Source organism: Actinoplanes sp. NPDC049548, from assembly GCF_040676695.1.
Lineage (GTDB): Bacteria > Actinomycetota > Actinomycetes > Mycobacteriales > Micromonosporaceae > Actinoplanes.
In genome coordinates this window covers 167,485-193,219 of sequence record NZ_JBFAPM010000017.1, presented here as the reverse complement: position 1 = coordinate 193,219, position 25,735 = coordinate 167,485, and the positions used below count along the sequence as shown (strand labels likewise).

Here is a 25,735-nt window from a genome sequence, read left to right as displayed (position 1 = left end):
TCAATGCCTGATGGTGTCGAGGATCAGTTGCTGACGACGTCGCCGCGTGCCCAGCGCCCACGCCCAGGCGGCCAGCACGGCGGCCCGGTTCGCCCAGCCGACGAGGAACCCCAGGTGGACGCCCGCCCACGCGGCCTTGCCCAGCGGGCCGTGCAGGCGCAGGCCACGCACGTCCGCGACCGCATCGAAAGGACTGATGGTCGCCATGGTGCCCAGGTCGTGGTAGCGGAACGGGCCGGGGTGCGCGCCCTGGCCCAGGCGGTGGCTGATCACCTCCGCGACGTAGCGGCCCTGCTGGATGGCGGGTTCGGCGATGCCGGGCAGGTCGTGCACGTTCGCGATGTCGCCGATGGCGAACACCTGCGGATGCCCCGGCACCGCACAGTCCTCGCCGACCACGACCCGGCCCTTGCGGTCGGTCCGGGCGCCGGTGGCCTCGGCCAGCTGCGCCGCGAGGGGTACGGGCCGGACCCCGGCAGCCCAGACCACCGTCCGGGCGGCGATCCGCCGGGAGCCGCCCTTGTCGTGAGCGGGTGTCACGGTGAGGCCGGAGTCGTCGATGCCGGTCGCCTGGTGGCCCAGCACGATCTCGACGCCGAGCCGGCGGAGCCGCCGCCGGGCGTGCCGGCGCAGCTGGTTCGCGAACGGAGCCAGGACGTGCTCGCCGGCGTCGACGACGACGATGCGCAGGTGGGCGGGGTCGAGGGTGCGGAACTGGCTGCGCAGGGTGCGCCGGGCCAGGGCCGCCAGCTGCCCGGCGAGCTCGACGCCGGTGGGGCCCGCGCCGACGACGGCGAAGGTGAGCCAGGCGCGGCGGGCGCCGGGGTCGGGGGTGGCGGCCGCCGCCTCGAAGGCCCGCAGGAGCCGGCTGCGCAGGTCGACCGCCTGCCGCAAGGTCTTCATGCCGGGCGCGACGGCGGCCCAGTCGTCGTGGCCGAAGTAGTCGTCGGTGGTGCCCGCGGCCAGGACGAGGTAGTCGTACGGCACCGAGCGGTCGGCGCCGTCCGCGGCGGTGACCCGGACAGTGCGGCCGGCGGGGTCGACGGCGGTGACCTCTCCCAGCAGGACGTCGGCGTTGGCCTGGCCGGCGAGGAACCGGCGCAGCGGCGGGGCTATGTCGCCGGGCGGCAGCAGAGCAGTGGCGACCTGGTACAGCAAGGGCTGGAACAGGTGGTGGTTGACCCGGTCGATGAGGACGACGTCCGCGGGGGCATGGCGCAGGCCCCGGGCGGCCCGGAGACCGCCGAAGCCGCCGCCGACGATGACGACCCGCGGCCGGCGCCGGTCCGCGGTGAACAGGCCGGTGGTCATGACGCGGTCCCGTCGAGAGTGATGACGACCTTGACGTCCTCGGGACCCGCTGTGAACGCGTCGGCGGCGCGTTCCAGCGGCACCCGGCGGGTGACGAGCCGGCCGAGCCAGTCGGTGCCGGCCTTGGCCAGCGCGTCCGCGGCGGCGGCGTAGTGGCCCGGATTGGCGTTGACCGAGCCGATGACGACGTCGTTCTCGAGCACGATGTCGCGGTTGAGGCCGCCCGCGTCGACGGCGATCCGGTGCCCGGCGGAGGACACGCCGGTGAGGCAGACGATGCCGTACGGGGCGGTGTTCGCCAGGGCGGCGAAGACGACCGGGCCCGCACCGGTGGCCTCGATGACCACGTCCGGGCGCAACGCGGCCGCGACCTCGTCGGCAGCACCGCTGTGGTACGCGGCACCGAGGTCGCGGACCAGGCCCGGCTTGGGGCCGTCGGTCACCCGGTCCAGCACGTGCACGTCCAGTCCTCGCTGGACGCCGAGCAGGGCGGCGAGCAGGCCGATGGGACCGGCGCCGGTGACCAGCACGGTCCGGGGCTCGAACCAGGCGCGGGCACCGACCGCGTCCACCTCGGCCCAGGCCTTGGCGACCACGGAGGTCGGTTCGAGCAGCATCCCGACGTCGGCGAGGGCGGGATCGAGCTTGACGGCGTAGTCGGCGGGGACCGTCCAGGCCCGGCTTGCGTACCCGTCCAGCTCCTTGATGCCCCGTTCGGTGTAGCGACCGTTGCGGCACATGTCGAACTGCCCGTGCGCGCAGGCCCCGCACGGGACCGGGTCCGGGCGGCGCACCACCCCGACGACCAGGTCCCCGGCCGCGAAGCCGCTGTCCGAGGGGGCGTGCCGGACCCGGCCGAGGGACTCGTGGCCGACGACGAGCCGGTCACGGCCGGGCGGAGCCCAGCCGTACTCGCCCTCGGCGATCTCCTTGTCCGTGCCGCAGACGCCGACGGCGAGCCCGTCGACGAGCAGCTCGCCGGGGCCGGGGACGGGATCCGGGACTTCGGTGACGGCCAGGGAGCCGCCGTGGCCGGGGATGACGGTAAGGGCACGCATCAGTGCTCACCTCCGTTGCTGGTGGTCTCGCGGGCGGGCCGCGAGGAGGACAGGTGGCGGGCGGCGTTGACCAGCCCGACGTGGCTGAAAGCCTGCGGGGTGTTGCCCAGCTGGCGGCCCGTCGCCGGGTCGTACTCCTCGCTGAGCAGCCCGAGGTCGTTGCGCAGGGCGAGCAGCTTCTCGAAGGTCTCGACGGCCTCGCGCTCGCGGCCGATGCCGAACAGCGCGTCGGCGAGCCAGAAGGTGCAGGTGAGGAAGGCGCCCTCCCGGCCGGGCAGGCCGTCGACGCCCCCGTCGGCCTGGGGGTCGTAGCGCAGCAGGAACCCGTCGGCGCACAGCTCGCGCCGGACCGCGTCGACCGTGCCGGCCACTCGCGGGTCGTCCCACGGCAGGAAGCCGACCCTGGGCATCAGCAGCAGCGCGGCGTCGAGGCCGCGGGAACCGTAGAACTGGGTGAAGGTGCCCCGATCCGCGTCGTAGCCGCGTTCGCACACGTCGGCGTGGATCCGGTCGCGGGTGGTACGCCACCGGTCGACCGGCCCCGGCAGACCGAACCGTTCCACGGCCTGCACGGCGCGGTCCAGCCCCGCCCATGCCATGACCTTGGAGTGGACGAAGTGCCGGCGGTCGCCGCGGACCTCCCACAGCCCGTTGTCGGGGTCGGCCCAGTGGCCCTCCAGATACTCCAGGAGCGCCTGCTGCAGGTCCCATGCCTCGTCGTCGGCGTGCAGGCCGGCGGACCGGGCCTCGTGCAGCCCGTCGAGGACCTCGCCCCACACGTCGAGCTGGAACTGCCCCGCGGCGGCGTTGCCCTCGCGCACCGGCGTCGCGTGCTCGTAGCCCGCCAGCCAGTCCAGGGTGTACTCCGGCAGGCGCCGGGTGCCGTCGATGCCGTACATGATCTGCAGGTCCGCCGGGTCGCCGGCCACCGCGCGCAGCAGCCACTCCCGCCAGGCCTTCGCCTCCGCCACGAAGCCCGTGCCGAGCAGCGCCTGCAGGGTGAAGGTGGCGTCGCGCAGCCAGCAGAACCGGTAGTCCCAGTTCCGCGGCCCGCCCCACTGTTCCGGCAACGAGGTCGTCGCCGCGGCGACGATGCCGCCCGTCGGCGCGTACGTCAGCGCCTTCAGCGTCACCAGCGACCGGCGCACCGCCTCAGGCCACCGGCCGTCGTAGCGGAACCGGCCCATCCACGAGGTCCATAAGGACTCCGTGTCCGCGAGCGCCCGGTGGGCATCCACCGGCTTCGGGGTCGGTTCATGGGACGGCCGGTACGTCAGCACGAACGGCACCTGGTCCCCGGCTGCCACGGTGAAGTCCGCGTACGTGGTGAAGTGCTCGCCGCGCAGCGCCACAGGGGTGTGCAGCCAGGCGGCATCCGGGCCGGCCACCGCGGCGAGCTGCCCGTCCCGGTGCCGGACCCACGGCACGACACGCCCGTGGTCGAACCGCAACCGGAGCGCCATCCGCATCGGCACCCGGCCCCGGATGCCCTCCACCACGCGGACGACGTCGGCGGCCTCGCCGCGCGGCGGCATGGCGTCGATGACCCGCACCGCGCCCTCGGGCGTCTCCCAGTCGGTCTCCAGGATCAGCGAGTCGCCGCGATACCGGCGCCGGGTGCACAGGCCGCCGGAGGCCGGAGCCAGCCGCCAGAAGCCGTTGCCCTCGTCGCCCAGCAGCGCGGCGAAGCAGGCCGGCGCGTCGAAGCGCGGCAGGCACAACCAGTCGATCGAGCCGTCCCGGCCGACCAGCGCGGCGGTGTGCAGGTCGCCCAGCAACCCGTAGTCCTCGATCCGTAGCGCCATCTCGCGCCTCCCCGGGCGGTCCCCTGGCCGAACTTTCCCGCGGTACCCGTGCATAGGACACCTATGCATTGGGCATGGAAATTTCGTGACCCCGATCAAGCCCGCGCCGCCCGAGGTCGACGATGACCTGGTGGAGGCGTTCCTGACCGCCAGCCGGGCGCTGGTCGGCGTAGCGGTCCGCTCGCTCGCCGCCGAGGCGCCGGACATCACGCTGCCGCAGCACCGCGCCCTGGTCCTGCTCGCATCCCGCGGACCCCAGCGGATGGCCGACCTCGCGACGTTGCTCGGCGTGAACAGCTCCACCGCCACGCGGCACTGCGACCGGCTGCAACGCCGCGCCTTGATCAGCCGCGACCGCTCCCCCGACGACGGCCGCGCCGTCCAGGTGTCGCTCACCGAGGCCGGCCACCGGCTCGTCCGGCAGGTCACGCAGGCGCGCCGGACCGAGATCAGCCAGATCCTGCAGGCGATGCCGCGCGGGTCCGGCCGGCAGCTGCTCACGGCGTTGCGCAGCTTCGCCGAAGCCGCCGGCGAAGTGCCCGAACAGCACTGGTCGCTGGGGTGGGGCACCGTTCCCGCCGGGGAGGCCGGAGATGGACGCTGACCTGTCGCCCGGCGAGGCGGCGCTCGCGGGGCTGGGCATCGCGGTGGTCCTGTCCGGTCTGCACCTGCTCGCGCCGCACATCCGGCGGCTGCGGCCGATCCCGGAGGCGGCCACCGGGTCGTTCGCCGGTGGCCTCGCCGTCGCCTACGTGTTCCTGCACCTGCTTCCGGAGATCGCCGCGGGCAACGAGGCCGTCGGCGCGGCACTGTCCGACGTGCTGCGTCCCACCCCGCTCATCGACCTGGGCATCTTTCTGGTCGCGCTGGCCGGCTTCACCGCCTTCTTCGCGCTCGAGCGCCTCGCCGACCGGAGCTCACGGAGCAGGCCGGCGTCTCCGGGCGTGTACCGGCTGCACCTCGGGTCATTCATGGTCTACAACGGCCTGATCACGTACACCATGCCGCTGCGGCTGCGAACGGGCGTGCTCTTCACGGTGCTGTTCACCGTGGCGATGGGCCTGCACTTCGTGCTCACCGACCGCGGCATGGAGGAGCGTTACGGTGCGCGGTTCGGCCGGGGCGGCCGGCTCGCGCTCGCCGGAGCGCTGCTGGTGGGCGCCGTGATCGCCGCCGCCGCCGCGCCGACCAGCACCCTGCTGGTCGCGCTCCTGACGGCCCTGCTGGGCGGATCGATCCTGCTGAACGTCTTCAAGGAGGAGATCCCGTCCGGAAGCCACACCCGTTTCGGCTGGTTCCTCATCGGCCTGGCGCTCTACGCCGGTCTGCTGGCCGCCGTCACCGCGCTGAGCGAGGGATGAGCATGCGCACCCGCCTGAGCATCGCCGCCACCGCCCTGCTGCTGTTCTGGGCCGGCGTGGCCTACCAGGTGACCAAGCCGGCCGACCCGGGCGACTACCGGCGCACCCTCGTCCAGGTCGCCCAGGCCACCCACGACGCCGCCGGAACGGGGTCGCTGGTGGCCCGGCAACAGCTCGCGGGTCAGGTGTTCGGCGCGTTCGCGGCCACCGCCTACGACGACGCGGCCACAGCGCTGGCCGGGGCAGCGAGCGACCTCGCCGCCGAACCGCCACCCGACACCGCCGGTGCGGCGATGCGCGACCGCCTCGCCACGCTGCTGCACCGCACCGTCAAGGATCTCGGCGACGCTGCCACGGCCGGCGACGACACCGCGCGGCGCGGCGCCGCCGACCGCCTCGACCGCACCGCCGCCGAGCTTGAGGGGCTGCTCGAACAGTGGGGGGCGGCGTGAAACGGTTCCTGGCCATCGCCCTGGGCATCCTCACCGCCATCGGCGGCTTCGTCGACATCGGCGACATCGTCGCCAACGCCGAGGCCGGCGCGAGCTTCGGCATCGCGCACGCCTGGGTCCTGGTGGTCGGCGTGCTCGGCATCTGCGCGTACGCCGAGATGAGCGGCCGGGTGACCACGGTGAGCGGCCGTCCCGTCTTCGACCTCGTCCGGGAACGCCTCGGCCCCCGCGTCGCCCTGGCCAACCTGGCCGGGTCGCTGCTCGTCACCGTGCTCACCCTCGGCGCCGAGCTCGGCGGCGTCGGACTCGCCCTGCAGCTGGCCACCAGCGTGCACTACCTGCTGTGGGTTCCCGTCGTGGCCGTGGTGCTCTGGGTCGCGCTGTGGCGGGTGAAGTTCGGCGTCCTGGAGAACGTGTTCGGCCTCACCGGTCTCGTGCTCATCGTGTTCATCGTCGCCGCGGTCAAGCTCGGTCCCGATCCGGCCCAGATGTGGCAGCAGGCCACCCGTCCCGGGCCGACCGGCGGCGAGGACTGGGGCACCTACTGGTTCGTCGCCGTCGCCCTGTTCGCGTCCGCCCTGACGCCGTACGAGGTCTTCTTCTTCTCGTCCGGAGGCGTCGAGGAGCGCTGGACGAGCGAGGACCTGGTCCGCTCGCGGATCAACGTCTTCGTCGGCTTCCCGCTCGGCGGTCTGCTCGCCTTCGCGATCATGGTGACCTCCGCGACCGTGTTCGAGCCCCGCCACGTCTCCGTGGACACCCTCGCCCAGGTCGCCATGCCCGTCGCGCTGGCACTGGGCAAGCTCGGGCTCGCCGCCGCGATCCTCGGGTTCTTCGCCGCCACCTTCGGCGCCGCCATGGAGACCGGCCTGTCCACCGCGTACACCGTCGCGCAGTACTTCGGCTGGGCCTGGGGCAAGCTGCGCCGCCCGCGCCGGGCCGCCCGGTTCCACACCGTACTCATCATCGGCATCCTCGTCGGCGTAGCCGTGCTCATGACCACGATCGACCCGATCGAGCTCACCGAGTACACGCTCGTCTTCAGCGCCGTCGCGCTGCCCCTGACGTACCTGCCGATCCTCGTCGTGGCGAACGACCGCGGCTATCTGGGCGACCGCGTCAACGGTCGCCTCGCCAACGCGGTCGGCACCGTCTACCTGATCATCGTGGTCGCCGCCGCGCTCGCCGCGATCCCCCTCATGCTCGTGACCCGGATGGGAGCCGGCTGACATGCTCATCGCCCTCGATCTGCTCGACCGGCAGATCCTCGACCGCGACCGGGAACCCGTCGGCAAGGTCGACGACGTCGAGCTCGGCGTCGCCGCGGACGGCACACTGCACGTCGCGGCGCTGCTGGTGGGCCAGCAGGCCCTCGGCGACCGTATCGGCGGCCGCCTGGGCTCCTGGATCGCCGGCACCGCCCGCCGGCTCGCCCCGGACGACCGCCGGCAACCGATGCGCATCCCGTACGACCTGGTCGCCACCGTCGACAGCGCGGTGAACCTCAGCGTCCGGCGGGAGCTGCTGCCCGACGCGCCGCTGGAGAGCTGGCTGCGCGACCACCTCATCGACCGCATCCCGGGAGCCGACCATGCCGGCTGACACACCGCCACCCCTGCGCGCCGGCGCCCTGATCGGCTGCGAGGTCCGCGCCCGCGACGGCCGCCCGCTCGGTAGGATCGCCGACCTGGAGACCAGCCGGGAGCCGGACGGCCGCGAGCGGATCACCGCGGCCATCGTCACCGGCGGCCGCTGGGGCCGCCTGCTCGGCTACGAGCGTGACCAGCACACCGGGCCCTGGCTTCTCGAACGGCTCGCCCACCACGTCATCCGCCGCCACACCCGCCATGTCCCCTGGACGGACCTGCAGCTCCCGCCGATGACGTAGCTGATCGATACGCCTGGCTGTTGTACCGTCCGTGTGCACGGCTGAGGGGACAGCCGGCAACGGGGAGGCGTCGGGTCATGGGTCAACCGACCGGGGAGGTCGACACGGTGGCGCTGGCGAGAGTCGGCGCATCGGTGCAGCAGTCGTCCGACAAGGTGGACAAGGCGCACAGCGCCCATATCGGGCAGTTGACGCCGGCCGGGGCGCTTCCCGGCTGGGGAACCGGCGACGTGCTGGCGACCGCCGTCCACGCGTGGTCCGGCTTCCTGCGCAACCTCGCCGCCCAGATCGACGCCCATGGCGCCGCCCTGCGCGCGAGCGCCCAGCAGTACGAAGCCACCGACCGCGCCGCGGCAGGCCGGCTCGGCCCGCCGAAGTAGGCGGCGATGGCTTTCACGCTGCAGACCCTGCTCGAAGCGGACCCGGAACGCATCCACGCCGCCGCCGAGGCGTGGCTGGCCCTGGCCGGCGATCTCGACACGCCTGCGAGGAGCTGATCCGGGGCAGCCGGGACCTGCCGGACGCGTGGCCGCTGGGTCCGGCGGCCGAGGCGGCCCAGCGGGCCAACCGCGACCTGCTCGCGGAGACGAGCAACACCGAGCCTCCGGCGCGGCGGATCGGCCAGGCCCTGCGCACCCACGCCGACACGGTGCGCAGCCTGCAGGAGATGGCCCGCCGGATCGCGGCCGAGGCGACCGGCAGTGGGCTCGTCGTCGACCTGGCCGCGGGTACGGTGTCCGCCGGTGCGGCAACGGCGGCCGACTCCGCCGCGGGGCAGCAGCGGGCGCAGGCCATCACGTCGTACGTGCAGCAGTTGCAGGGAATCGTCGAACGCGCCGTGGACCTCGACGAGTCGACGATGAACGCGATCCAGGTGAACCTGCCGGACGCGCGGACCGGGTTCGGCACCGCCACCTTCCAGCCGGTGTCCGAGGAGACGCTGCGGGCGCAGCGGGGCCGCCCGCCCGCCGACGTGAAGGCCTGGTGGGACAGCCTCACCCCGCAACAGCAGGAGGACGCGATCCGGGCCCACCCGCAGCTGGTGGGCTGGCTCGACGGTGTCCCCGCCGTGGGCGCCGCTGGGCGGCGGCGTGGTGTTCGGGCCGGCGGCCGGGCCCCTCATCGGCTGGATCGCCGGCGACAAGTACGAGGACGGCCACGACATCAGCCCCCACAGCGCCGACTTCGGCGCCAACTCCTACCAGGTCGACACCTCAGGACACTCCGGCTACTGGGACGACAACACCGAGTCGCTGAAGAACCAGGCCCGCGTCCTCGTCGGCGAGTACCGGCAAGTCGGCCTCAACCACGGCGCACCACCGGAGATCCCATGACCCGCCCATCCTTGATCCGAGCGGCGCTCACCGTCACCGCCGCTTGCCTCGCCCTGACGGCATGCACCAGCACGGGAGCAGACGTGGAGACCAAGACCGAAGCCGACGCCAAGGCGGCGGTGCAGCAGTACGCCGACCAGCTCGCCGGCGCCATCGGCGGCGGCCTGCTGAACGTGGGGGTGAACGCCAGCCCGTGCACCGGCAAGTTCGGCGAGACCGACAGCGACGTCTACACGGTGTCCGGGGTGTATCAGGTTCCGCTCCCCGCGGAGCGGCACCACGACACCATGGACAAACTGAAGAACCTCTGGACCGCCAACGGCTGGAAAATCACCGACGACCGCCGCTTCGAGGGCACCGATGGCGTCATCGCCGCCAAGACCAGCGACGGCTACGCCCTCAACGTCGAGTCGACGACGTCCGGGCAGAACGTCGCCGTCATGGTCAGCTCCCCCTGCTTCAAATCGCCGACACCGCGCTGAGGCCGGGCCGGTCCGCCGCCGCGAGCTCGGCGGGGATGAACAGCCCCTGACGTTCCGCCCGCAGTGCGGCCACGGTTCGCGACGAGGCGTCGAGCTTGCCCATGATGTGTTCGACGTGGGTGACGACGGTACGCACCTTGATCGCCAAGGCCGCGGCGATGTGCGCGTTGGAACAGCCCTCGACGAGCAGGCCCAGCACCTCCAGCTCGCGCGGTGTCAGGCCGTGCAGCGTCGGTGGTGGTGACAGCAGCACCACGATGTGCGCCGGGCTGCCCGGCTGCTCCGGACCGGCGAGCGCGGTGACCCGTAGCAGCGGCGGCTCCTGCCCGTTCGGGTCGTCGGAGCGGCACAGGAACACGGTGCGGACCTGCCGGTCGGCCAGCCGCGCACCGGCTGCGGCCAGCACGGGCCGCCCCGGCGCCAGCACGGGGTGGGGTCGTAGGCCCGGCAGCACGGTGATGGCGCCGCCGCGGCCCACGATGACTCCCGCGATCGCGCCGGTCACCAGCGACGCGAGGACGGTCACCGTACGCAGCGGATCCACCGCCTGGGCGACCAGCGGCATGACCAGATGCAGCAGGGCGCACGTGGCTTCATCGGCCGGCCGCGGGTCGGCGGTGTTGACCGTGAACAGGCCCAGGAAGCGGCCGTCGGTGGTGAACAGGCCACTGCCGAGGCCTTCGCGGAAGCCCGCCGGATACAGGTACTCGGCCCACAGGGGCAGCTCGTCCGGAAGTGGAGCCAGGTCGCTGACCCGCAGCGGCCGCCGGCTGCCGTGCAGGTCCATCCGCTCCAGGTCGGCCACCATCGCCGTACTGTCCAGATAGGCGTTAGCCGCGTCGAAGCCCTGGCGGACCAACGGCACGTGTCTTCTCTGCTCGGCGTCGAACAGGGTGAGGAATACGCCGTCGTAGCGGGTGATGCGGTGCAGCGGCTCCAGGAGCGCCTGCGCCCGGTGGCTGACGTTGCCCCGCATCGTCGCGATGCCGGCGATCTCAGCCGCTACGTGCGGAGCCCACTCCGGCAACTCCACCATGCCACCCCATCCCAGGACACATCACGGCGTTTGTACCGCCCGCATCCCCCGGTGACAAGAAGGAAAACCTGCACCGGCGAGGTATGGCGGATCACGCGAGCGTTCCGAGCCGTTCGGCCGTTCCCGTGCGCCGCCGCCGGTTGGTTGCCTGAGGGAACGTCCACTTCGAGCGAGGTCGTCATGGGAAAACCGTGCGCCGCGCCGCCAACCCGGCGCCTGCCGAAACGTCTTCTGTCCGCCACGGCCGCCGTCCTCTGCACCTCGGCCGTCGGCGTAGCCGCGACCCCGCGGCCCGCGGTCGCCGCGCCTGTCGCTCCCGGCACCTACACCGGTGCCGGCTTCGATGCCTGCACCGCCCCTTCCGACAGCGCGATGGACGCGTGGCTCGCGTCGCCGTACCGCGCCGTCGGGATCTACTTCGGAGGCAACAACCGCGGCTGTGCCCAGCCGAACCTGACGGCCGCCTGGGTCACCCGGCAGCAGGCCAACGGCTGGCATCTGCTGCCGCTCTACGTCGGACCGCAGGCGTCGTGCACGACGTCGAACAAGCCGTACCGGATCGACGACACCCAAGCCGCTGCACAGGGCCGAGCCACCGCCGACGACGCCGCCGTCCAGGCGACTGCGCTGGGCCTGGGCGCGCAGAGCGTCCTGATCTACGACATGGAGGCGTACCGGACCGACGACGCCACCTGCCGCAGCGGCGTGCTGGCCTTCATGAGCGCCTGGACCGCGCGGCTGCACGACCGCGGTTTCCTTTCCGGGTTCTACAGCAGCATGAGCTCCGGGGTGGCCGACCAGGTGGCCAACTACACCACCGCCCGCTACGTACGACCGGACTACCTGGACTTCGCCCGGTGGGACGGCGTGGTCACCGTGTCGGACTCCGCCATCCCGGCCTCGTACTGGTCACCGCACCGGCGGATCAAGCAGTACCAGGGCGGGCACAACGAGACGTACGCCGGCGTCACGATCAACATCGACAACGACCACGTCGACGTCGCTCCCCTGCCCCCGGCCGGTGTCGCCGACTTCAACGGCAACGGCTGGTCCGACGTGCTCGCCCGCACCACCGGCGACGGCAACCTCGTGCTGTATCCGGGCAACGGCACGTACGTCGACACGGCTGCGGCCCGTACGCTCGGGACCGGCTGGAACTCCATGAACGCCATCGTGCGCATCGGCGACCTCGACCGCGACGGCCGTCAGGACGTCGTCTCCCGCCAGAGCTCGAACGGCGACCTGTGGTTCTACCCCGGCACCGGCGCCGGTTTCGGCACCCGCAAACGGCTCGCCACCGGCTGGAACAGCCTGCGGGAGATCACCGCGATCGGGGACTTCAACCGCGACGGCTATCCCGACCTGCTCGCCGCCCAGACGAGCAACCACAACCTCTACCTCTACCCGGGCCGCACGGGCGCGACGCTGGGCCCGCGGGTGCAGATCGGCACCGGAGGCTGGGACACGATGAGCGAGCTGGCCGGCGTGGGCGACTTCGACCGCAACGGATACCCGGACATGGTGGCTCGGCTCACCTCCAACGGCGTCCTGTACTTCTACTCCGGCCGCTCCGGCGGCTTCGCCGCACGCCGCCAGATCGGCACCGGCTGGAACACCATGCGCGACCTGGTCGGCGCCGGCGACTTCAACCGTGACGGCTACCTCGACCTGACCGCGGTGCTGACCTCCAGCAACGCCCTCTACCTCTATCCGGGGGACGGCACCACGCTGCGTCCCCGCATCCAGGTGGCCACCGGCTTCGCCGGACGCGCGCCGTTGCTGTAGCGGACCGCGTGACCCGGCGGGAAGCCGGCGGTTCCGCAGAAGCGGGCCCGGAGGCCCTTCTCCGGCGCCCGCTGCGCGGCCACGATGGGGGTGAGGCCCGAGGAGTACGCCATGGCACGCACTGACATCGTCGTGGGCACTGACGGAACGATGGCCGGGGCGGCCGCCGTGCGGTGGGCGGCTGTGGAGGCCGCCCGGCGCAAGGTCCTGCTGCGCATCGTGCATTGCTTCGACTGGGTCTACGAGTCGCCGCGGCGAGGCTGCGACGGCCGGTCCGCCGAGGCCGCTCGAGCGATGGCCGACGCGGTGACGAGCGCCGCGCTGCACCAGGCACGGGCCGCCGCGCCGGGCATCTGGCGGGAGGCGGACACCATGATCGGTGACCCGGCCTCGCACCTGATCGAGCTCTCCGGCTCCGTCGCGCTCGTCGTGGTCGGCAGCCGGGGGTCCGGCGGGCTCGCCGGCCTGCTCCTGGGCTCGGTGAGCCGGCGCGTCGCCGTGCATGCCGCGTGCCCGGTGATCGTCGTGCGCGGCCGCGGAGTCGTCCGCGAGGGCTCGATCGCCGCGGGGGTGGATCTGTCGGTCCGCGGCGAGGTCGTGCTGCGGCATGCGTACCAGACCGCCGAGGCCCTCGGGTGCGGGCTGCACGTGGTGCACAGCTGCCCGCCGGCCATCGGACCATGGGCCGGCACCGTGCCGTCCGCCGCCGTCCCGGTCCCCCTGCTGGACGAGGCCGAGGAGGATCGTCTGCACGCGCTGCTGGTGCCCTGGCAGAGCCGGTATCCGCGGGTCGGCACGACCCTCTGCCTGTCGCACCAGCCTCCGGCGAGCGCGCTGGCCGACGCATCGAAGCGGTTCCGGCTGCTGGTCGTCGGGAACCACGGGCACGACGTCCTCTCCGGCACGCTGCTCGGCTCCACCAGCCTCTACCTGCTGCACCGCGCCGATTGCCCGGTGATGGTCGTGCGCACCCGCGCCGACGACCGGCATTCCCCGGATCTGCGGGCCTGACGGCGTCCGCGGTCCTTGCCCGAAACCGCCCCGGCCGGTCCCAGAGTGGCCGAGGCCACATGGCGGGCGGGCCGATGTGCCGGCCGAAAAGCTTCAGGGCCGCGGTCGGCGGCCGATGATCTGCTTCGTCGACGCTTCTGCCTCCGTTCTCGGACGGCGGGCCGGGGCGGACGACCCGGTCACGATGTCGGCCCTGCGGACGGCGAAGTGCGCACACCGGGACCCGCAGGGTGGTACCTGCCCGCGTCCGGGGGCAGGCCGATCCGGAAGGAACACCGTGATGAAGGCTTCGACCAAGCCCGGCTCGCGACGTCTGCTGTCCCTCGTGGGGACGGCCGTCGCCGCCGGTGTGGCCGCTGCTGCCGGCCTGGCTCAGCCCGCGATGGCGAGCACCCTCGTAACGGTCGGGACCGGTGCGGACCTGTCCGGCTGGCAGACGGTCCTGGGAGGCAGCACCTTCGCCGCCACCGGCCAGGCCCCGGTGACCAGCGCCGACGTGGCCTCGGAGAACCGTACGGCCTACACGAGCCTGCAGTCGAACGTGGCCCGCCGGGGTGTGATGGCGGACGCGCTGTCGTACAAGCGCATGTCCGGCGAGCGGATGATGACCTCCGTGCACCGGGCGAGCTACTCCTTCCAGCTGCCGGCGGTGCCGTCGATGGCGGGGGGCAGCCTCAACGCCCAGACCGTCGAGGGCGGCCTGTTCGTCTGGGACGGCGCTAACACCCGGCTCGACCACGGCACCGCGTTCCAGTGGGTGCTCAACCCCTGGCTGCCGAACTTCGGCCAGCTCCGGGTCTGGTCGGACGCCGACGGCGGCGCCTGGATCCCGGCCGGCTACCTGAAGCCGGACACCGCCTGGCACAGCGTGACGTTCCAGGTGGACCCGATGCGCCAGCAGGTGGAGATCAACCTCGACGGCGGCGTGGTCCCGGCGCCCTACACCAGGACCCCCAAGGTGGGCTGGGGCACCGACGTGTCGGCCCGGCTGCAGGTCGAGGCGATCTCGTTGTGGCCCGGTTCGGCCGCCACGTCGGCGCCGACGCACGAGGTGCTCGTCAAGGACTGGAGCTGGACGGCGGACATTCAGCAGACGGAGGCCGAGAAGGCTGCGGAGCAGGCCGCCGCCGAGCAGGCCGCCGCCGAGAAGGCCGCCGCCGACAAGGCCGCCGCGGAGAAGGCCGCCGAGGACAAGGCCGCCGCCGAGAAGGCTGCCGCGGACAAGGCTGCCGCCGATGAGGCTGCCGCAGAACAGGCCGCCGCCGACAAGGCCGCCGCGGAGCAGGCCGCGGCCGAGCAGGTCGCCTCCACGGAGCAGGCCGCCGCTGACGAGGCCGCTGCTGAGAAGGCCGCCGCCGAGCAGGCCGCCGCTACCGAGCAGGCCGCCGCTGACCAGGCCGCCACCGAGCAGGCCGCCGCCGACAAGAACACCAAGGCTCAGCAGAAGGCTGCCGAGAAGGCCAAGAAGGCTCAGGAGCGGGCTGCCAAGGCCGCCGAGGTCGCCAAGAAGGCCCAGGAGCGGGCCGCGAAGGCCGCGGAGCGGGCCAAGAAGGCTCTGGAGAAGTTCCTCGCCGCCGTCGCCAAGGCGAAGAAGGCCCAGGAGCGGGCCGACGTCGCCGCCGCGAAGGCCGCCGCCAAGGCCGGCCGGAAGTCAGGCAGGTAGCCGTAGCCAGGTAGCTGACCGCCCTAGCCCAGGTCGTCGAGGACGTCCTGGGCCAGGGCGGTCAGCGTGCCGGTGTTCCTCTCGACGGTCGCGGCGAACGAGGCCCTTGGTGTGTCCGCCACCCCGTACGACACCTGGACCCGGGCGTTGCTGGAGCGCACCGACAGCACGACGCTCTGCCGGTCCCGGTGGATGCCGGCGTATGCCTGGTCACCCACGCCGTCGACCGGCTTCGGCGACAGCGTGCGGCCGTCGGCGACCGACGCCTGCCAGTCCTTCTCGAACTGCTCGGCGGTCGGCGTGCTGGTGTCGCGGTCGATGGTCAGCAGGACCGTGACCGAGCCGACGCCGGTGCCCCAGGTGCAGGTCACGATCTGCGAGATCGGCGTATCGGCGTTGACGTCGGCCGGTTTGCCGGTGGCCGGCAGTTTCAGCTTCCGGGCGGTGTCGCCGTCGAGGGCAGGGCAGGCGCCGTTCAGCTTGGTGTACTGACCGGCGGCCCGCTGCGATGCCGGCGGCGCGGCGGAGACGTCGGCGCCGGGTGGGGCCGTGACCGGCTCGGACTCGATCCCGCAGCCGGTCAGCGCCAGCGCGACGGCGAGCGCCGGCACGACCGCCGGGCGACGCATGCTCATTGCCTTCTCCCTGGTCCGCGGGTGCATCAGTCGGAGACGGGGGACGGCCACATGCCCTCCGGCGTGAGGCCGGTCAGGTCGGCCTTCTCCGCTTCCAGCTGCATGATCTGGTCGAGCACCTCGGTGATCCGGGCGCCGAGCTGCGAGATGTAGCCGACGATCTGGCCGGCGGCGGTGCCGATGACCTCGGAGAAGTGCATGAGCAGGGCGATGGCCTGGGTGAGCGCGCCGGATGCGGTCTCCGCCAGGTCGATGCAGGCGGTCACGAGGCTGCCGTAGATCTCGCCCAGCCGCTCGCCGAGGCTGGCCATGTACGCCATGTTGCCCGCACCGGCCTGGCCCAGGTACTCCACCAGTTTCTTGACCTTGGCGGTGGCGTTGGTGACGGCGTCCTGCTGGTCCTGCACGCGCTTCTCGTACGTGTTCTTTGCGGGGCCGCGCCAGAAGTCGATCTCGCCGGAGCCGGTCATCTCGCCGAACATGCCGGACAGCGGCCGCGTCACCTGGTCGTTGATCTCGAAGCCGCGGGAGAACAGCGATGCGACCGGCACCGCGCCGGCCACCGACTCGGCGGCCTTGGTGAGGATCTCGGAGATCTTGTCGCGGACCTGCTCGGTCAGCGACTTGATCTTCTTGAGGTTCTCCTCGATGTCGCCGGTGAAGAGCTCGACGACGCTGCCCAGGATGCTGTCGTTCACCTTGTCGACGGCGGCCTGCATGAAGGCGTTGACGCCGTTGATGAGCTTGGTGAGCTCGTCGCGGATCTTCTTGATCAGCTCCTCGACCAGCTCGACGGCCTTCTGGAACGCCTCGATGGCGACCGGCGTGTAGCTGCTGCTGGTGGCCGGTGGTGTGGCGGTCATGACTTGGCGATCATGTCGAACGACTTGGCGCTCTGGCCGTCCGTGCGGTCGTACTCGTCGGCGCACTTCTTCAGCGCCTCGCAGAACATGTCCATCTGCCCCGACGCGTCCCGGAACAGGCTGGTCAGCCAGGCCTGCGTCGTCGAGTAGGCGCCGGACTGGTCGACGCTGGTCATGACGCCGGAGATGTCGATGACCGCGAAGGCCCCGGGCTGCAGCGTCATGCCGCCCATCGCCGAGGCGATCTCCCCCATCTGGGTGGAGAAGCCGAACCATTTCGTCGCCTCGGCCCGGATGCCCGAGGTCGCCACCTCGATGGCTTCCTCGGTGAAATAGGGATACTCGTCCGGCATTACCCCGTGACCTCTCTGGAGAACCAGTACCTCGGGTCCTTCTCGCGCGTGGCCTGCACCAGCGCGGCGCGGGCGTCCTCGGCGAGCTGGTCGGCGTCCGCAGCGGACAGCGCGTTCTCGTTCACGTCCGCCTGCCGCAGGTCGAAACCCGCCATGGTCAGCCGGAACAGGTCGCGCGGGCCGGCGATCACCCGCGGCTGCGCGCTGTCGCGCATGCGGCCGATCCGGTCGGCGGCGTCCACGATCGAGGCGGTGCGCCGGACCTTCGCGTACGCCTCCGCGACCTCGGCCTCCGGATCGGCGGGGTACGGCGTGTCCGGCCCCTGCAGGAACGTGTACGGGTTGTCGTCGCGCACGCCGGCCCGGCGCCCGTACTGCTCGAGGAGCGTCGACGCGACCAGGCTCTTCTCCTGGGCGAACGCGAGCGCGTCGAGCACGGCCGAGGCGATGCCGGACGGGCCGAGCGTGTACCACCAGTCGGACCGCAGGCTCAGGTCGACGAACTCGCCGCGGACGTCCACGTAGCAGGTCACCGTGTCGCTCGCGTCCGAGCCGGGAATCCGGTCGAGCCCGTCGACGGGCTGGTCCCGCGGCGTCGTCGCGATCATGTGCTGAAGCTGCTCGGCGAACCGGCGCGCGTCGGGAAGGCGTGGGTCGTCCGGAGCGATCCTCCGCTGCGTCTTCAACATCTCGTTCCCCCGAACCCGGCCTCGATCGCCCGTCACCATAGCTCAAGGCCGCTGCGGGCGTGGTCCCCGCCTTTTCCGGCGCCGACGATAGGTTGTGCCCATGCAGCCAGCTTCCCGACCCATGAACCACGAGGTCGACGCGATGGCCGTCCTCAGCGGCCAGTTCGACCCACGGCCGTACCCGTTCCCCTATCTGGCCGTGATCGCGAACCTGGGCATGCCGGGAACCGTCGTGTCGGGGCTGATGACCGCCGTCGGGATGTTGAAGGAGCACGGCTGGGAGCTGGTCAGCGTGGCCAACACGGGCCACTCGGTGCTCCAGCTGACGGCCTTCCTCAAGCGGGTGTGACGACGGCTTCGCCACCGGTCCAGACCTGCACCACGTCGTGCGAGGTGGCCAGCGCGAACACCCGGGCGAGGGCCTCGTCGGGGCCGCTCGAGTGCCGCATGCCGATGTGCAGGGGCGTGCCGTGGTGCGGCCGTACCCAGATGGCGTCGAACCGCATGCCGGCGCCGAGGTCGCCCACCTGGTCCCGCAGGCCGAGCGCTTGCGCGCCGGCCGCGGTGGCGAGATGCAGCAGGTGGGCGGCGGTCAGAACGGCGCCGTCCGGGCCGCGCAACCGCTGCAGGAGGTACGCCTGCAGCCCCTCCTTGAACAGCGAGAAGCCGGTACCCGCGCCGACGTCGCACCCGAGCGCGACGCGCACCCCGTAGGCCAGGTGGCGGTTGAGCGGGAACAGGCCGCTGCCCAGCGCCGCATTGCTCGTCGGGCAGTGCGCCACGCTGACGCCGGCCTCGGCCATCCGCTTGAGCTCCTCGTCCGTCGGATGGACGTCGTGTGCCAGCACGCTGCGCGGCCCCAGCAGGCCGTGCCGGTCGTAGCAGTCGAGGTAGGTGCCGCCGCCGAACAGGCGCCGGACCGTGGCGACCTCGTCGAGGTTCTCGTTGAGGTGGGACGTGAACCAGCTGTCCGGCACATCGCGGTGCAGGTGCCCGCAGGAGGCGAGCAGGTCGTCACTGCACGAGAGGGCGAACCGCGGGATCACCGCGTACCGGCTGTGCCCGGCGCCGTGCCAGCGTTCGGCCAGCAGGCGGCCCTCGTCGTAGCCGCGCTGCGCGGTCGTGTGCAGGTCGGGCCGCAGCATCCGGTCGCCGACCACCAGGCCGCTGGTGATGCGCAGGCCGCTCGCGGCGGCCGCTTCGAACAGGACGTCCACCGCCGGTGCGAAGTGGGAGCCGAACACCAGTGCCGTGGTGGTGCCCGCCCCGAGCAGGGCCCCGACGAACTCGGCGGCGACCGCGCGGGCGTAGCCGACGTCGGCGAGCCTCGACTCCTCCGGCAGGGCGCAGCGTTCCAGCCATTCGAGCAGCGGCATGCCGAGCGCGCCGATCACCCGTACCTGGGGGAAGTGGACGTGGGTGTCGATCAGCCCGGGAAGCAGGACACCGTCGGGGAGCTGGACCACCTCGGCCGCCGGATGCCGCCGCCGCACCTCGGCGAAGGATCCACGCTCGACGATCAGGCCGTCCTCGACGAGCAGCCCGGCGTCGGCTTCGCAGCGCAGCACGCCGCCGGAGAACGGGTCGTCGGGAGTGTCGAGGACCTGAGCGCGGTAGAGGGTCATGCGTCGGCCGTCTCTCGCGCGAACGTCCGCAGCAGGGCGGCCGCCACGCTCAGGGCGATCGTCGCGGGTTCCTTGCCGCGGATGTCCGCCAGACCGATCGGCGTGGTGATCCGCGCGAGGGCGGCGTCGTCGTGGCCCTGCGCCGCGAGCCGGCTGCGGAACCGGGCCCACTTGGCCGCCGAACCGATCAGCCCGATGGAAGCGAACTCGCCGTCGCGCAGGACGGCGTCGCAGAGGGCGAAGTCCTCCGCGTGGTCATGGGTCATGATCAGGACATGGGTGCCCGGGGGCAGCTCACCCAGGGCGATCTCCGGCATCACCGCAAGCCGGTGCACGTGCACCGCGGCGACCGCGTCGGACAGGACCGCCAGCCGGGCGTCGGCGAGCTGGTCCGGGCGGGTGTCCACCAGGTGCAGCTCGAGGTCGTGGCGGGCGAGGATGCGGGCGAGCTCCAGTCCGACGTGGCCGACGCCGAAGACGGCCACCGCGGGCACCACGGGCAGCGGTTCGAGCAGCACCGTGACCTCGCCGCCGCAGCATTGGACGCCGTGCTGGTAAGGCGCCTTGTCCGACAACGCCACCTCGAACATTTCCGGGGGTCCGCCGTCGGCCAGCAGCGCCCTGGCCCGGTCGATCGCGACGGCCTCCACGTTGCCCCCGCCGATGGATCCCCACGTCTCGGCCGCGCCCACGACGAGTTTCGCACCGGGCTTGCGCGGGGCATGCCCGCGCACTGCGGCCAGGGTCACCAGGACACCCGGCTCGCGGATCGCCCGCAGATGCGTGACGGCCTGCAGCCAGGTGCGCTCAGGCACGGCTCACCGCCTTGCCGACCTGCTCCGACTCCGGCCGCATGGCCCGCTGAGCATCCGGTTGAGGCGGGGCGACGTCCGCCTCCGCCGTGTGTCGCTCCCCCGCGCCGCGCCGGGCTTCTTCGAGCGCCCAGAAGACGGCCTCCGGCGTGGCCGGCGACGCCAGCTCGACGCTCGTGCCGGCCGGCCCGAACGCCGCCGCCGCCTGGCGCAGTGCCTCCCGTACGCAGAAGGCGAGCATGAGCGGGGGCTCGCCGACCGCCTTGGAACCGTAGACGACACCCTCCTCCGCCGCGTCGGTCAGCAGCGTGACGTTGAAGACCTCCGGCATCTCGGAGAAGCTGGGCAGCTTGTACGTGCTGGCCGCCTGGGTGCTCAACCGCCCGCGCGACTCCCCGGTGCCGGTGTCCCAGCGCAGATCCTCGAGCGTGAGCCAGCCCGCTCCCTGCACGAAGCCGCCCTCGATCTGTCCGATGTCGATCAGCGGCGACAGGCTGTCGCCCACGTCGTGCACGATGTCCACCCGCCGCGTGCGGTAGGCGCCGGTGAAGCCATCCACCTCGACCTCGGCGGCCGCCGCCCCGTAGGCGAAGTACTTGAACGGCGAGCCCTGCATCACCGACGAGTCCCAGTGCAGCCCCTCGGTGCGGTAGAAGCCCGCGGCGAACAGCTGCACGCGCTGGAAGTACGCGGCGCGTACGAGGTCGTTCCAGGCAACGCCGGTGGAGGCACCTATCCCCCGCGCGACGCCGTCGACGAAGCGGACGTCGGCGGCGTTGATCCCCAGCATCGTCGCGGCGACCTGGGCCAGCCGCTCGCGGATCTGCTCGCAGGCGTCCTTGATCGCTCCACCGTTGAGGTCCGCGCCCGAGCTGGCCGCGGTGGCGGAGGTGTTGGGCACCTTGTCCGTACGCGTCGGGGCCAGCCGCACCCGCTCGAGCGGCAGGCCCAGCGTCGTGGCGGCGACCTGCACCATCTTGGTGTGCAGACCCTGGCCCATCTCGGTGCCGCCGTGGTTGATCAGCACCGAGCCGTCCTTGTAGACGTGCACCAGCGCGCCCGCCTGGTTGAACGCGGTGAGGTTGAACGAGATCCCGAACTTGACCGGGGTGACGGCCAGGCCCCGCTTGGTGTGCGGATGCGCGGCGTTGAACGCGGCGATCTCCTGCTGCCGGGCGGGGACCGCGGCACTGTCGAGGACCTGGTCCCACACCCGGTGCAGCCGCTCCGGATGCCGCACCGGCTGACCGTATGGTGTGGACTGCCCGGCACTGTAGAAGTTGCGCCGGCGCAGCTCCGCCGGATCGAGGCCGAGCAGCGGCGCACAGCGGCCCAGGATGTCCTCGATGACCAGCATGCCCTGCGGTCCGCCGAACCCGCGGAACGCCGTGCTGGACGTCTTGTGGGTGCGCGCGATCCGGCCCGTGAACCGCGCGTGTGGCACCCAGTACGCGTTGTCGGTGTGGCACAGCGCCCGCGCGAGCACCGGCTCGGACAGGTCGAGGCTCCAGCCCCCGTCGGCGGTCAGCGTCGCGTCGAGCGCCCGCAGATGGCCGGAGCCGTCGAAGCCCACCCGCCAGTCGACGTGGAAGCCGTGGCGCTTGCCCGACATCGTCAGGTCCTGCGTGCGGGTGAGGCGTACCCGTACCGGTCGACCGGTGAGCGTGGCACCCAGCGCCGCGATGGCGGCGAAGCCGTGCGGCTGCATCTCCTTGCCGCCGAACCCGCCACCCATGCGCAGGCACTGGACGGTCACCTCGTGCGCGGGCCGGCCGAGCACGTGCGCGACGATCTCCTGCGTCTCGGTCGGATGCTGGGTGCTGCTCTGCACGAAGATCTGCCCGGCCTCGTCCACGGAGGCCAGCGCGCAGTGCGTCTCCAGGTAGAAGTGCTCCTGACCGGCGAACTCGAACTCGCCGCTGAAGACGTGGTCGGCGCCGGCCAGCCCGGCCTCGACGTCGCCCCGCACGATCTGCGGCGTGGCGCCCTGGAAGCTCTCGGCGGCGATCGCGTCGCGCAGGCTGACATGGGACGGCAGCGGCTCCACGTCGACCTCTACGGCCTCCGCACCCAGCCGTGCCGCCTCGAACGTCTCGGCGAGCACCCAGCAGACGGCGTGCCCGAAGAACATCACCTCGTCCGGGAACAGCGGCTCGTCGTGCTTGACCCCGGCGTCGTTGACCCCGGGCACGTCGGCGGCCGTGAGGACGCGGACGACACCCGGCACCCGCAGCGCCGATGCCACGCGCATCCCGGTCACCCGGGCGTGGGCGAACGGCACCTGCACGGGGTGGGCGTGGAGCACGTCCTTGGTGCGGTGGATCAGGTCGTCGGTGTACAGGGCCGCGCCCGTCACGTGCAGCGTCGCGCTCTCGTGCGGAACGGTCCGGCCGACGGCGGGGTTCTCCGGCCGCTCGGACAGCGCGCTCATCCGGGCACCTCCTGCGGGCTCGGGTTCTCGGCGTACAGCTTGCGCAGGCTCTGCCCGAGCATCGCCGCCCGGTATGCCGCGCTGGCGCGGTGGTCGTCCAGCGGCGTGCCCTCCGCGGCCAGCACCCGGGCGGCGGCCTCCGCGGTCTCCGCCGACCAGCGGCGCCCCACCAGCGCCGACTCGGTGTCGCGCGCACGGACCGGTGTGCTCGCCACCCCGCCGAGGCCGATGCGCGCGCGCACGACCGACCCGTCCGCGACATCCAGGGCGAACGCGACGGCGACGCTGGAGATGTCGTCGAAGCGCCGCTTCGCGATCTTGTGGAACGCCGCGAGGCGGGCCAACGGCAGGGGGATCCGGACCGCGGTGATCAGTTCATCGGTACGCCGGACGCTGCTGCGGTAGCCGGTGAAGTACTCCGCCAGGGGCACCCGCCGCTCACCGTCGGCGTCGGCGAGGGTCACGTCGGCGTCGAGCGCGAGCAGGGCCGGCGAGGTGTCGCCGATCGGCGAGCCGGTGCCCAGGTTGCCGCCGATGGTCGCGCTGTTGCGGATCAGGCGGGACGCGAACTGGGGGAACAGCTCGGCCAGCAGCGGCACCCGGCCGGCGAGCCTCCGCTCGATCTCGGTGAGGGTGAGCCCGGCGCCGATCTCGATGTGGTCGCTCCCGATCACCAGGTCGCGCAGCTCGGGTACGCGGTCGACCGCGATGACGCACCGGGCCCGCGCGCCGCGCAGGTTGACGTCGACACCCCAGTCGGTCGAGCCCGCGACGACGGTCGCGGACGGCCGCTGCCGCAGCAGCCCGAGCGCGTCGGCGAGGGTGGCCGGCCGGAGGAACTCGGCTTCTCCCGTACGGACCTGGGTCGGCCGGGCCGGCGCCGCGGGCGCGTCCCGGCGCCGGGCGAGGGGGTCGTCGGGCGACGGCGGCCCGAGCGCGTGGGCAGCGTCGCGGATGGGCCGGTATCCGGTGCACCGGCACAGGTTGCCGCTGAGGGCGTGCAGGTCGAACCCGTCGGGGCCCGCCTCCCGGCCGGGGCGGTAGAACTCGGCGGCCATGCTGCAGACGAAGCCCGGCGTGCAGTACCCGCATTGGGAGCCGCCCCGGACCGCCATCTCGTACTGGACCGGATGCAGCCGCTCGGGGCTGCCCAGCCCCTCGGCCGTCACGATCTCCTGGCCGTCCAGGCCGAGCACGGGCATCAGGCAGGCGTTGACCGCGACCCATTCGGTGCCGGAGTCGGTCCCGGGCCGGGCGACCAGGACGGCGCAGGCGCCGCACTCGCCCTCGGCGCAGCCCTCCTTGCACCCGGTGAGGCCCTGCTCCCGCAGCCATTCGAGCACCGTGGTGTGGGGTGCGACCTCGCCGAACACGACGTCCCGCCCGTTGACCCGAACTCCGGCAGCGCCCATGTCGAGCTCCCGTCAGCCGTCCTCAGCCATACCTGTTTCCACATGGTTGACGGCGACGCAGGGGCGGTTGGTTATCCATGCGAACAACCGCCCGAGCCGGTGACGACTTTACCGCGAACCGGCGTGGCGCACGCCACCCTGGACGTTCTGACATTCTGTGCAATGATTGTCAGCATGTCAGATGAGCGAGTCGAGCGGATCCTGGACGCCGCGTACGCCTGCTTCGCCAAGCACGGGCTGCGCCGCACCACGATGGACGACATCGCGGTCGCCGCGGGGATGTCCCGGCCGGCGGTCTACCAGTACGTGCGCAACAAGGACGACGCGTTCCGCCGCCTCGCCGACCGCATGTTCACCACGGCCCTCACCGCCGCCCGGGACGCGGCCGCCACCCCCGGAGCGCCGGCGACGCGGCTCACGGCGATCTGCACGGTCAAGCTCGAGCTGACGCTCAAGATCTGGGCCGACAGCCCGCACGCCGCGGAACTGCTGGCCACCAACACGCGCCTCGCCGCCGACGCCGCCTTCACCGGCGCCATGCACGACCTGCTCACCGAGGTCCTCACCACCGCGGCCGACGCCGGCGAGCTGGACCTCTCCCCCGTCGGCGGCGACGCCGGCGAGACGGCCGAGCTGCTGCTGGCGCTGACCCGCGGCCTCGAGGCCGACCCCACCCGCCCCGACCTGCCGCACCGGCGGCTCCGTGACGGCATAGCGCTGCTCACCGCCGGTCTCACCCCTCGCTGAACCACCACCTGGAGGCTTCGTCATGTCCGTCGTCCTGATCACCGGCTGCTCGTCCGGCATCGGCCGCGCCACCGCGCTGCGCCTGGTGCGCGGCGGCCACACCGTCTACGCCACCGCCCGCCGCCTCGACGCGATCGCCGACCTCGCCGCGGCCGGCTGCCACACCCTGGCCCTCGACGTCACCGACGAGAGGTCCATGACCGAGGCCGTGACCCTGGTCGAGGACCGCCACGGCGCGATCGACGTGCTGGTCAACAACGCCGGCTACGGCGAGTACGGCGCCATCGAGGAGGCCGACCTCGACCGGGTACGCCGGCAGTTCGAGACCAACGTGTTCGGCCTCGCCCGGCTCACCCAGCTGGTGCTGCCCCGCATGCGCGCCGGCGGGTCGGGGCGCATCATCAACGTCGGCTCCATGGGTGGCCGCCTGGTGTTCCCGGGCGGCGGCTACTACCACGCCTCCAAGTACGCGGTGGAGGCCATCAGCGACGCGCTGCGGTTCGAGGCGGCTCCGTTCGGCGTCCAGGTGAGCGTCATCGAGCCGGGCCTGATCCGTACGGGCTTCGGCGACACCGCGGCCGGCACGCTCGCCGGGTCCGCGGTGCACGCCGGCCCGTACGCGGCTCTCAACCGGGCGGTCGACGAGTCCATGGCCCGCGGCTACGCCAACCGGACGATGTCCGCGACGGCCGACGCCGTCGCCAAGGTCATCGAGCACGCCGCCGTCAGCCGCCGCCCCCGCCCCCGGTACGTCGTCACCCCGGCGGCGAAGCTCCTGGTGCACGCCCGCCGGCTGCTCGGCACCCGGGTGTGGGACCTCGTCCTGCGCACCCAGTTCCGGGTCGCCTGACGCCCAGGCGACGGGAACCGTCCCCGACGACGGCTGCGCCGCGGCCTCGCACGAGACCTTCGGGCAGGTGTGACAGCCGGGGGGACATCCACCGGCGTCGACCGGCTCCGGCGGCCACCGATGGCTGTACGG

General features: G+C 72.6%; 27 protein-coding genes. 15 read left to right on the top strand and 12 right to left on the bottom strand.

What is annotated here, in order from left to right; genetic code table 11:
* From AB0J80_RS28740 to AB0J80_RS28730, 3 genes are read right to left on the bottom strand one after another with little or no spacing between them, the layout of a single operon-like run.
* On the bottom strand, positions 1–1,311 hold the full coding sequence (locus AB0J80_RS28740) for an NAD(P)/FAD-dependent oxidoreductase (protein ID WP_364710943.1): 1,311 nt from the start codon (positions 1,309–1,311) through the stop codon (positions 1–3).
* Complete coding sequence (locus AB0J80_RS28735; RefSeq protein ID WP_364710941.1) at positions 1,308–2,369, bottom strand: glucose 1-dehydrogenase; 1,062 nt, start codon at positions 2,367–2,369, stop codon at positions 1,308–1,310. The genes AB0J80_RS28740 and AB0J80_RS28735 overlap by 4 nt, the downstream gene beginning before the upstream one ends.
* Entirely contained in the window at positions 2,369–4,174 is a 1,806-nt protein-coding gene (locus AB0J80_RS28730; protein WP_364710939.1) for a glycoside hydrolase family 15 protein, read from the bottom strand. Before AB0J80_RS28730 ends, AB0J80_RS28735 begins: the two co-directional genes overlap by 1 nt.
* Before the next feature lie 85 nt (positions 4,175–4,259).
* Between AB0J80_RS28730 and AB0J80_RS28725 the strand changes: the two genes are divergently transcribed.
* The 9 genes from AB0J80_RS28725 (at position 4,260) to AB0J80_RS28685 (ending at position 9,691) form a co-directional block, all read left to right on the top strand.
* Positions 4,260–4,778, top strand: coding sequence for a MarR family transcriptional regulator (locus AB0J80_RS28725; RefSeq protein WP_364710936.1), 519 nt, complete (start codon positions 4,260–4,262; stop codon positions 4,776–4,778).
* On the top strand, positions 4,768–5,535 hold the full coding sequence (locus tag AB0J80_RS28720) for a hypothetical protein (protein WP_364710934.1): 768 nt from the start codon (positions 4,768–4,770) through the stop codon (positions 5,533–5,535). Before AB0J80_RS28725 ends, AB0J80_RS28720 begins: the two co-directional genes overlap by 11 nt.
* Positions 5,536–5,537: 2 nt before the next feature.
* Positions 5,538–5,987, top strand: a complete 450-nt coding sequence (locus AB0J80_RS28715; RefSeq protein ID WP_364710932.1) for a hypothetical protein — start codon at positions 5,538–5,540, stop codon at positions 5,985–5,987.
* The gene (locus AB0J80_RS28710) at positions 5,984–7,216 is read left to right on the top strand and encodes a divalent metal cation transporter (RefSeq protein WP_364710929.1); all 1,233 of its coding nucleotides are present in this window, start codon (positions 5,984–5,986) and stop codon (positions 7,214–7,216) included. Before AB0J80_RS28715 ends, AB0J80_RS28710 begins: the two co-directional genes overlap by 4 nt.
* 1 nt (position 7,217) lies before the next feature.
* Complete coding sequence (locus AB0J80_RS28705) at positions 7,218–7,589, top strand: hypothetical protein (protein WP_364710926.1); 372 nt, start codon at positions 7,218–7,220, stop codon at positions 7,587–7,589.
* Positions 7,579–7,875 carry a PRC-barrel domain-containing protein gene (locus tag AB0J80_RS28700; protein ID WP_364710923.1) on the top strand — a complete coding sequence of 99 codons (297 nt, stop codon included), beginning with the start codon at positions 7,579–7,581 and terminating at the stop codon, positions 7,873–7,875. The genes AB0J80_RS28705 and AB0J80_RS28700 overlap by 11 nt, the downstream gene beginning before the upstream one ends.
* A gap of 77 nt (positions 7,876–7,952) precedes the next feature.
* Positions 7,953–8,255 (top strand): type VII secretion target, encoded by a 303-nt coding sequence (locus AB0J80_RS28695; protein ID WP_364710920.1) that lies wholly within the window; start codon positions 7,953–7,955, stop codon positions 8,253–8,255.
* A 678-nt stretch (positions 8,256–8,933) separates the two neighbouring features.
* Positions 8,934–9,209, top strand: coding sequence for a hypothetical protein (locus AB0J80_RS28690; protein WP_364710917.1), 276 nt, complete (start codon positions 8,934–8,936; stop codon positions 9,207–9,209).
* Positions 9,206–9,691 (top strand): hypothetical protein, encoded by a 486-nt coding sequence (locus AB0J80_RS28685; RefSeq protein ID WP_364710915.1) that lies wholly within the window; start codon positions 9,206–9,208, stop codon positions 9,689–9,691. Before AB0J80_RS28690 ends, AB0J80_RS28685 begins: the two co-directional genes overlap by 4 nt.
* Here AB0J80_RS28685 and AB0J80_RS28680 read toward each other — a convergent pair.
* Complete coding sequence (locus AB0J80_RS28680; protein ID WP_364710912.1) at positions 9,669–10,727, bottom strand: helix-turn-helix transcriptional regulator; 1,059 nt, start codon at positions 10,725–10,727, stop codon at positions 9,669–9,671. The two genes, AB0J80_RS28685 and AB0J80_RS28680, sit on opposite strands and share 23 nt — an antisense overlap.
* 180 nt (positions 10,728–10,907) lie before the next feature.
* Between AB0J80_RS28680 and AB0J80_RS28675 the strand changes: the two genes are divergently transcribed.
* The 3 genes from AB0J80_RS28675 to AB0J80_RS28665 all read left to right on the top strand — a co-directional run bounded on the left by AB0J80_RS28675 (position 10,908) and on the right by AB0J80_RS28665 (position 15,186).
* The gene (locus tag AB0J80_RS28675) at positions 10,908–12,512 is read left to right on the top strand and encodes a glycoside hydrolase domain-containing protein (protein ID WP_364710909.1); all 1,605 of its coding nucleotides are present in this window, start codon (positions 10,908–10,910) and stop codon (positions 12,510–12,512) included.
* Between the two features lie 111 nt (positions 12,513–12,623).
* Positions 12,624–13,523 (top strand): universal stress protein, encoded by a 900-nt coding sequence (locus AB0J80_RS28670; protein ID WP_364710907.1) that lies wholly within the window; start codon positions 12,624–12,626, stop codon positions 13,521–13,523.
* 280 nt (positions 13,524–13,803) lie between these two features.
* Positions 13,804–15,186 carry a hypothetical protein gene (locus tag AB0J80_RS28665; RefSeq protein ID WP_364710904.1) on the top strand — a complete coding sequence of 461 codons (1,383 nt, stop codon included), beginning with the start codon at positions 13,804–13,806 and terminating at the stop codon, positions 15,184–15,186.
* Positions 15,187–15,209: 23 nt separating this feature from the next.
* Here the strand turns inward: AB0J80_RS28665 and AB0J80_RS28660 are convergent, their stop codons facing one another.
* Genes AB0J80_RS28660 through AB0J80_RS28645 form a run of 4 tightly spaced genes read right to left on the bottom strand, consistent with a single transcriptional unit; the run spans position 15,210 to position 17,645 of the window.
* The gene (locus AB0J80_RS28660; protein ID WP_364710901.1) at positions 15,210–15,821 is read right to left on the bottom strand and encodes a hypothetical protein; all 612 of its coding nucleotides are present in this window, start codon (positions 15,819–15,821) and stop codon (positions 15,210–15,212) included.
* Positions 15,822–15,847: 26 nt separating this feature from the next.
* Entirely contained in the window at positions 15,848–16,684 is an 837-nt protein-coding gene (locus AB0J80_RS28655) for a hypothetical protein (protein WP_364710898.1), read from the bottom strand.
* Positions 16,681–17,037 carry a hypothetical protein gene (locus tag AB0J80_RS28650; protein WP_364710895.1) on the bottom strand — a complete coding sequence of 119 codons (357 nt, stop codon included), beginning with the start codon at positions 17,035–17,037 and terminating at the stop codon, positions 16,681–16,683. Before AB0J80_RS28650 ends, AB0J80_RS28655 begins: the two co-directional genes overlap by 4 nt.
* Complete coding sequence (locus tag AB0J80_RS28645; protein WP_364710892.1) at positions 17,037–17,645, bottom strand: hypothetical protein; 609 nt, start codon at positions 17,643–17,645, stop codon at positions 17,037–17,039. Before AB0J80_RS28645 ends, AB0J80_RS28650 begins: the two co-directional genes overlap by 1 nt.
* Positions 17,646–17,847: 202 nt before the next feature.
* On the opposite strand from AB0J80_RS28645, the gene AB0J80_RS28640 reads away from it, so the two are divergent.
* Positions 17,848–18,075, top strand: a complete 228-nt coding sequence (locus AB0J80_RS28640) for a hypothetical protein (RefSeq protein ID WP_364710890.1) — start codon at positions 17,848–17,850, stop codon at positions 18,073–18,075.
* On the opposite strand, the gene AB0J80_RS28635 is transcribed toward AB0J80_RS28640, so the two are convergent.
* The 4 genes from AB0J80_RS28635 to AB0J80_RS28620 are packed head-to-tail and all read right to left on the bottom strand — an operon-like array spanning position 18,062 to position 24,006.
* A complete protein-coding gene (locus tag AB0J80_RS28635; protein WP_364710887.1) occupies positions 18,062–19,351 on the bottom strand; it encodes a guanine deaminase in 1,290 nt (429 codons plus the stop codon). The two genes, AB0J80_RS28640 and AB0J80_RS28635, sit on opposite strands and share 14 nt — an antisense overlap.
* Positions 19,348–20,166, bottom strand: a complete 819-nt coding sequence (gene xdhC / locus AB0J80_RS28630; RefSeq protein ID WP_364710885.1) for a xanthine dehydrogenase accessory protein XdhC — start codon at positions 20,164–20,166, stop codon at positions 19,348–19,350. Before xdhC ends, AB0J80_RS28635 begins: the two co-directional genes overlap by 4 nt.
* Positions 20,159–22,594 (bottom strand): xanthine dehydrogenase molybdopterin binding subunit, encoded by a 2,436-nt coding sequence (xdhB, locus tag AB0J80_RS28625; RefSeq protein ID WP_364710882.1) that lies wholly within the window; start codon positions 22,592–22,594, stop codon positions 20,159–20,161. The genes xdhC and xdhB overlap by 8 nt, the downstream gene beginning before the upstream one ends.
* Positions 22,591–24,006, bottom strand: coding sequence for an FAD binding domain-containing protein (locus AB0J80_RS28620; protein WP_364710879.1), 1,416 nt, complete (start codon positions 24,004–24,006; stop codon positions 22,591–22,593). Before AB0J80_RS28620 ends, xdhB begins: the two co-directional genes overlap by 4 nt.
* Positions 24,007–24,180: 174 nt before the next feature.
* Here AB0J80_RS28620 and AB0J80_RS28615 point away from each other — a divergent pair, with 174 nt between their 5' ends.
* Positions 24,181–24,753, top strand: a complete 573-nt coding sequence (locus AB0J80_RS28615) for a helix-turn-helix domain-containing protein (RefSeq protein ID WP_364710877.1) — start codon at positions 24,181–24,183, stop codon at positions 24,751–24,753.
* Positions 24,754–24,775: 22 nt separating this feature from the next.
* Positions 24,776–25,603, top strand: a complete 828-nt coding sequence (locus AB0J80_RS28610) for an oxidoreductase (RefSeq protein ID WP_364710875.1) — start codon at positions 24,776–24,778, stop codon at positions 25,601–25,603.
* The last annotated feature ends 132 nt before the right edge of the window (positions 25,604–25,735 follow it).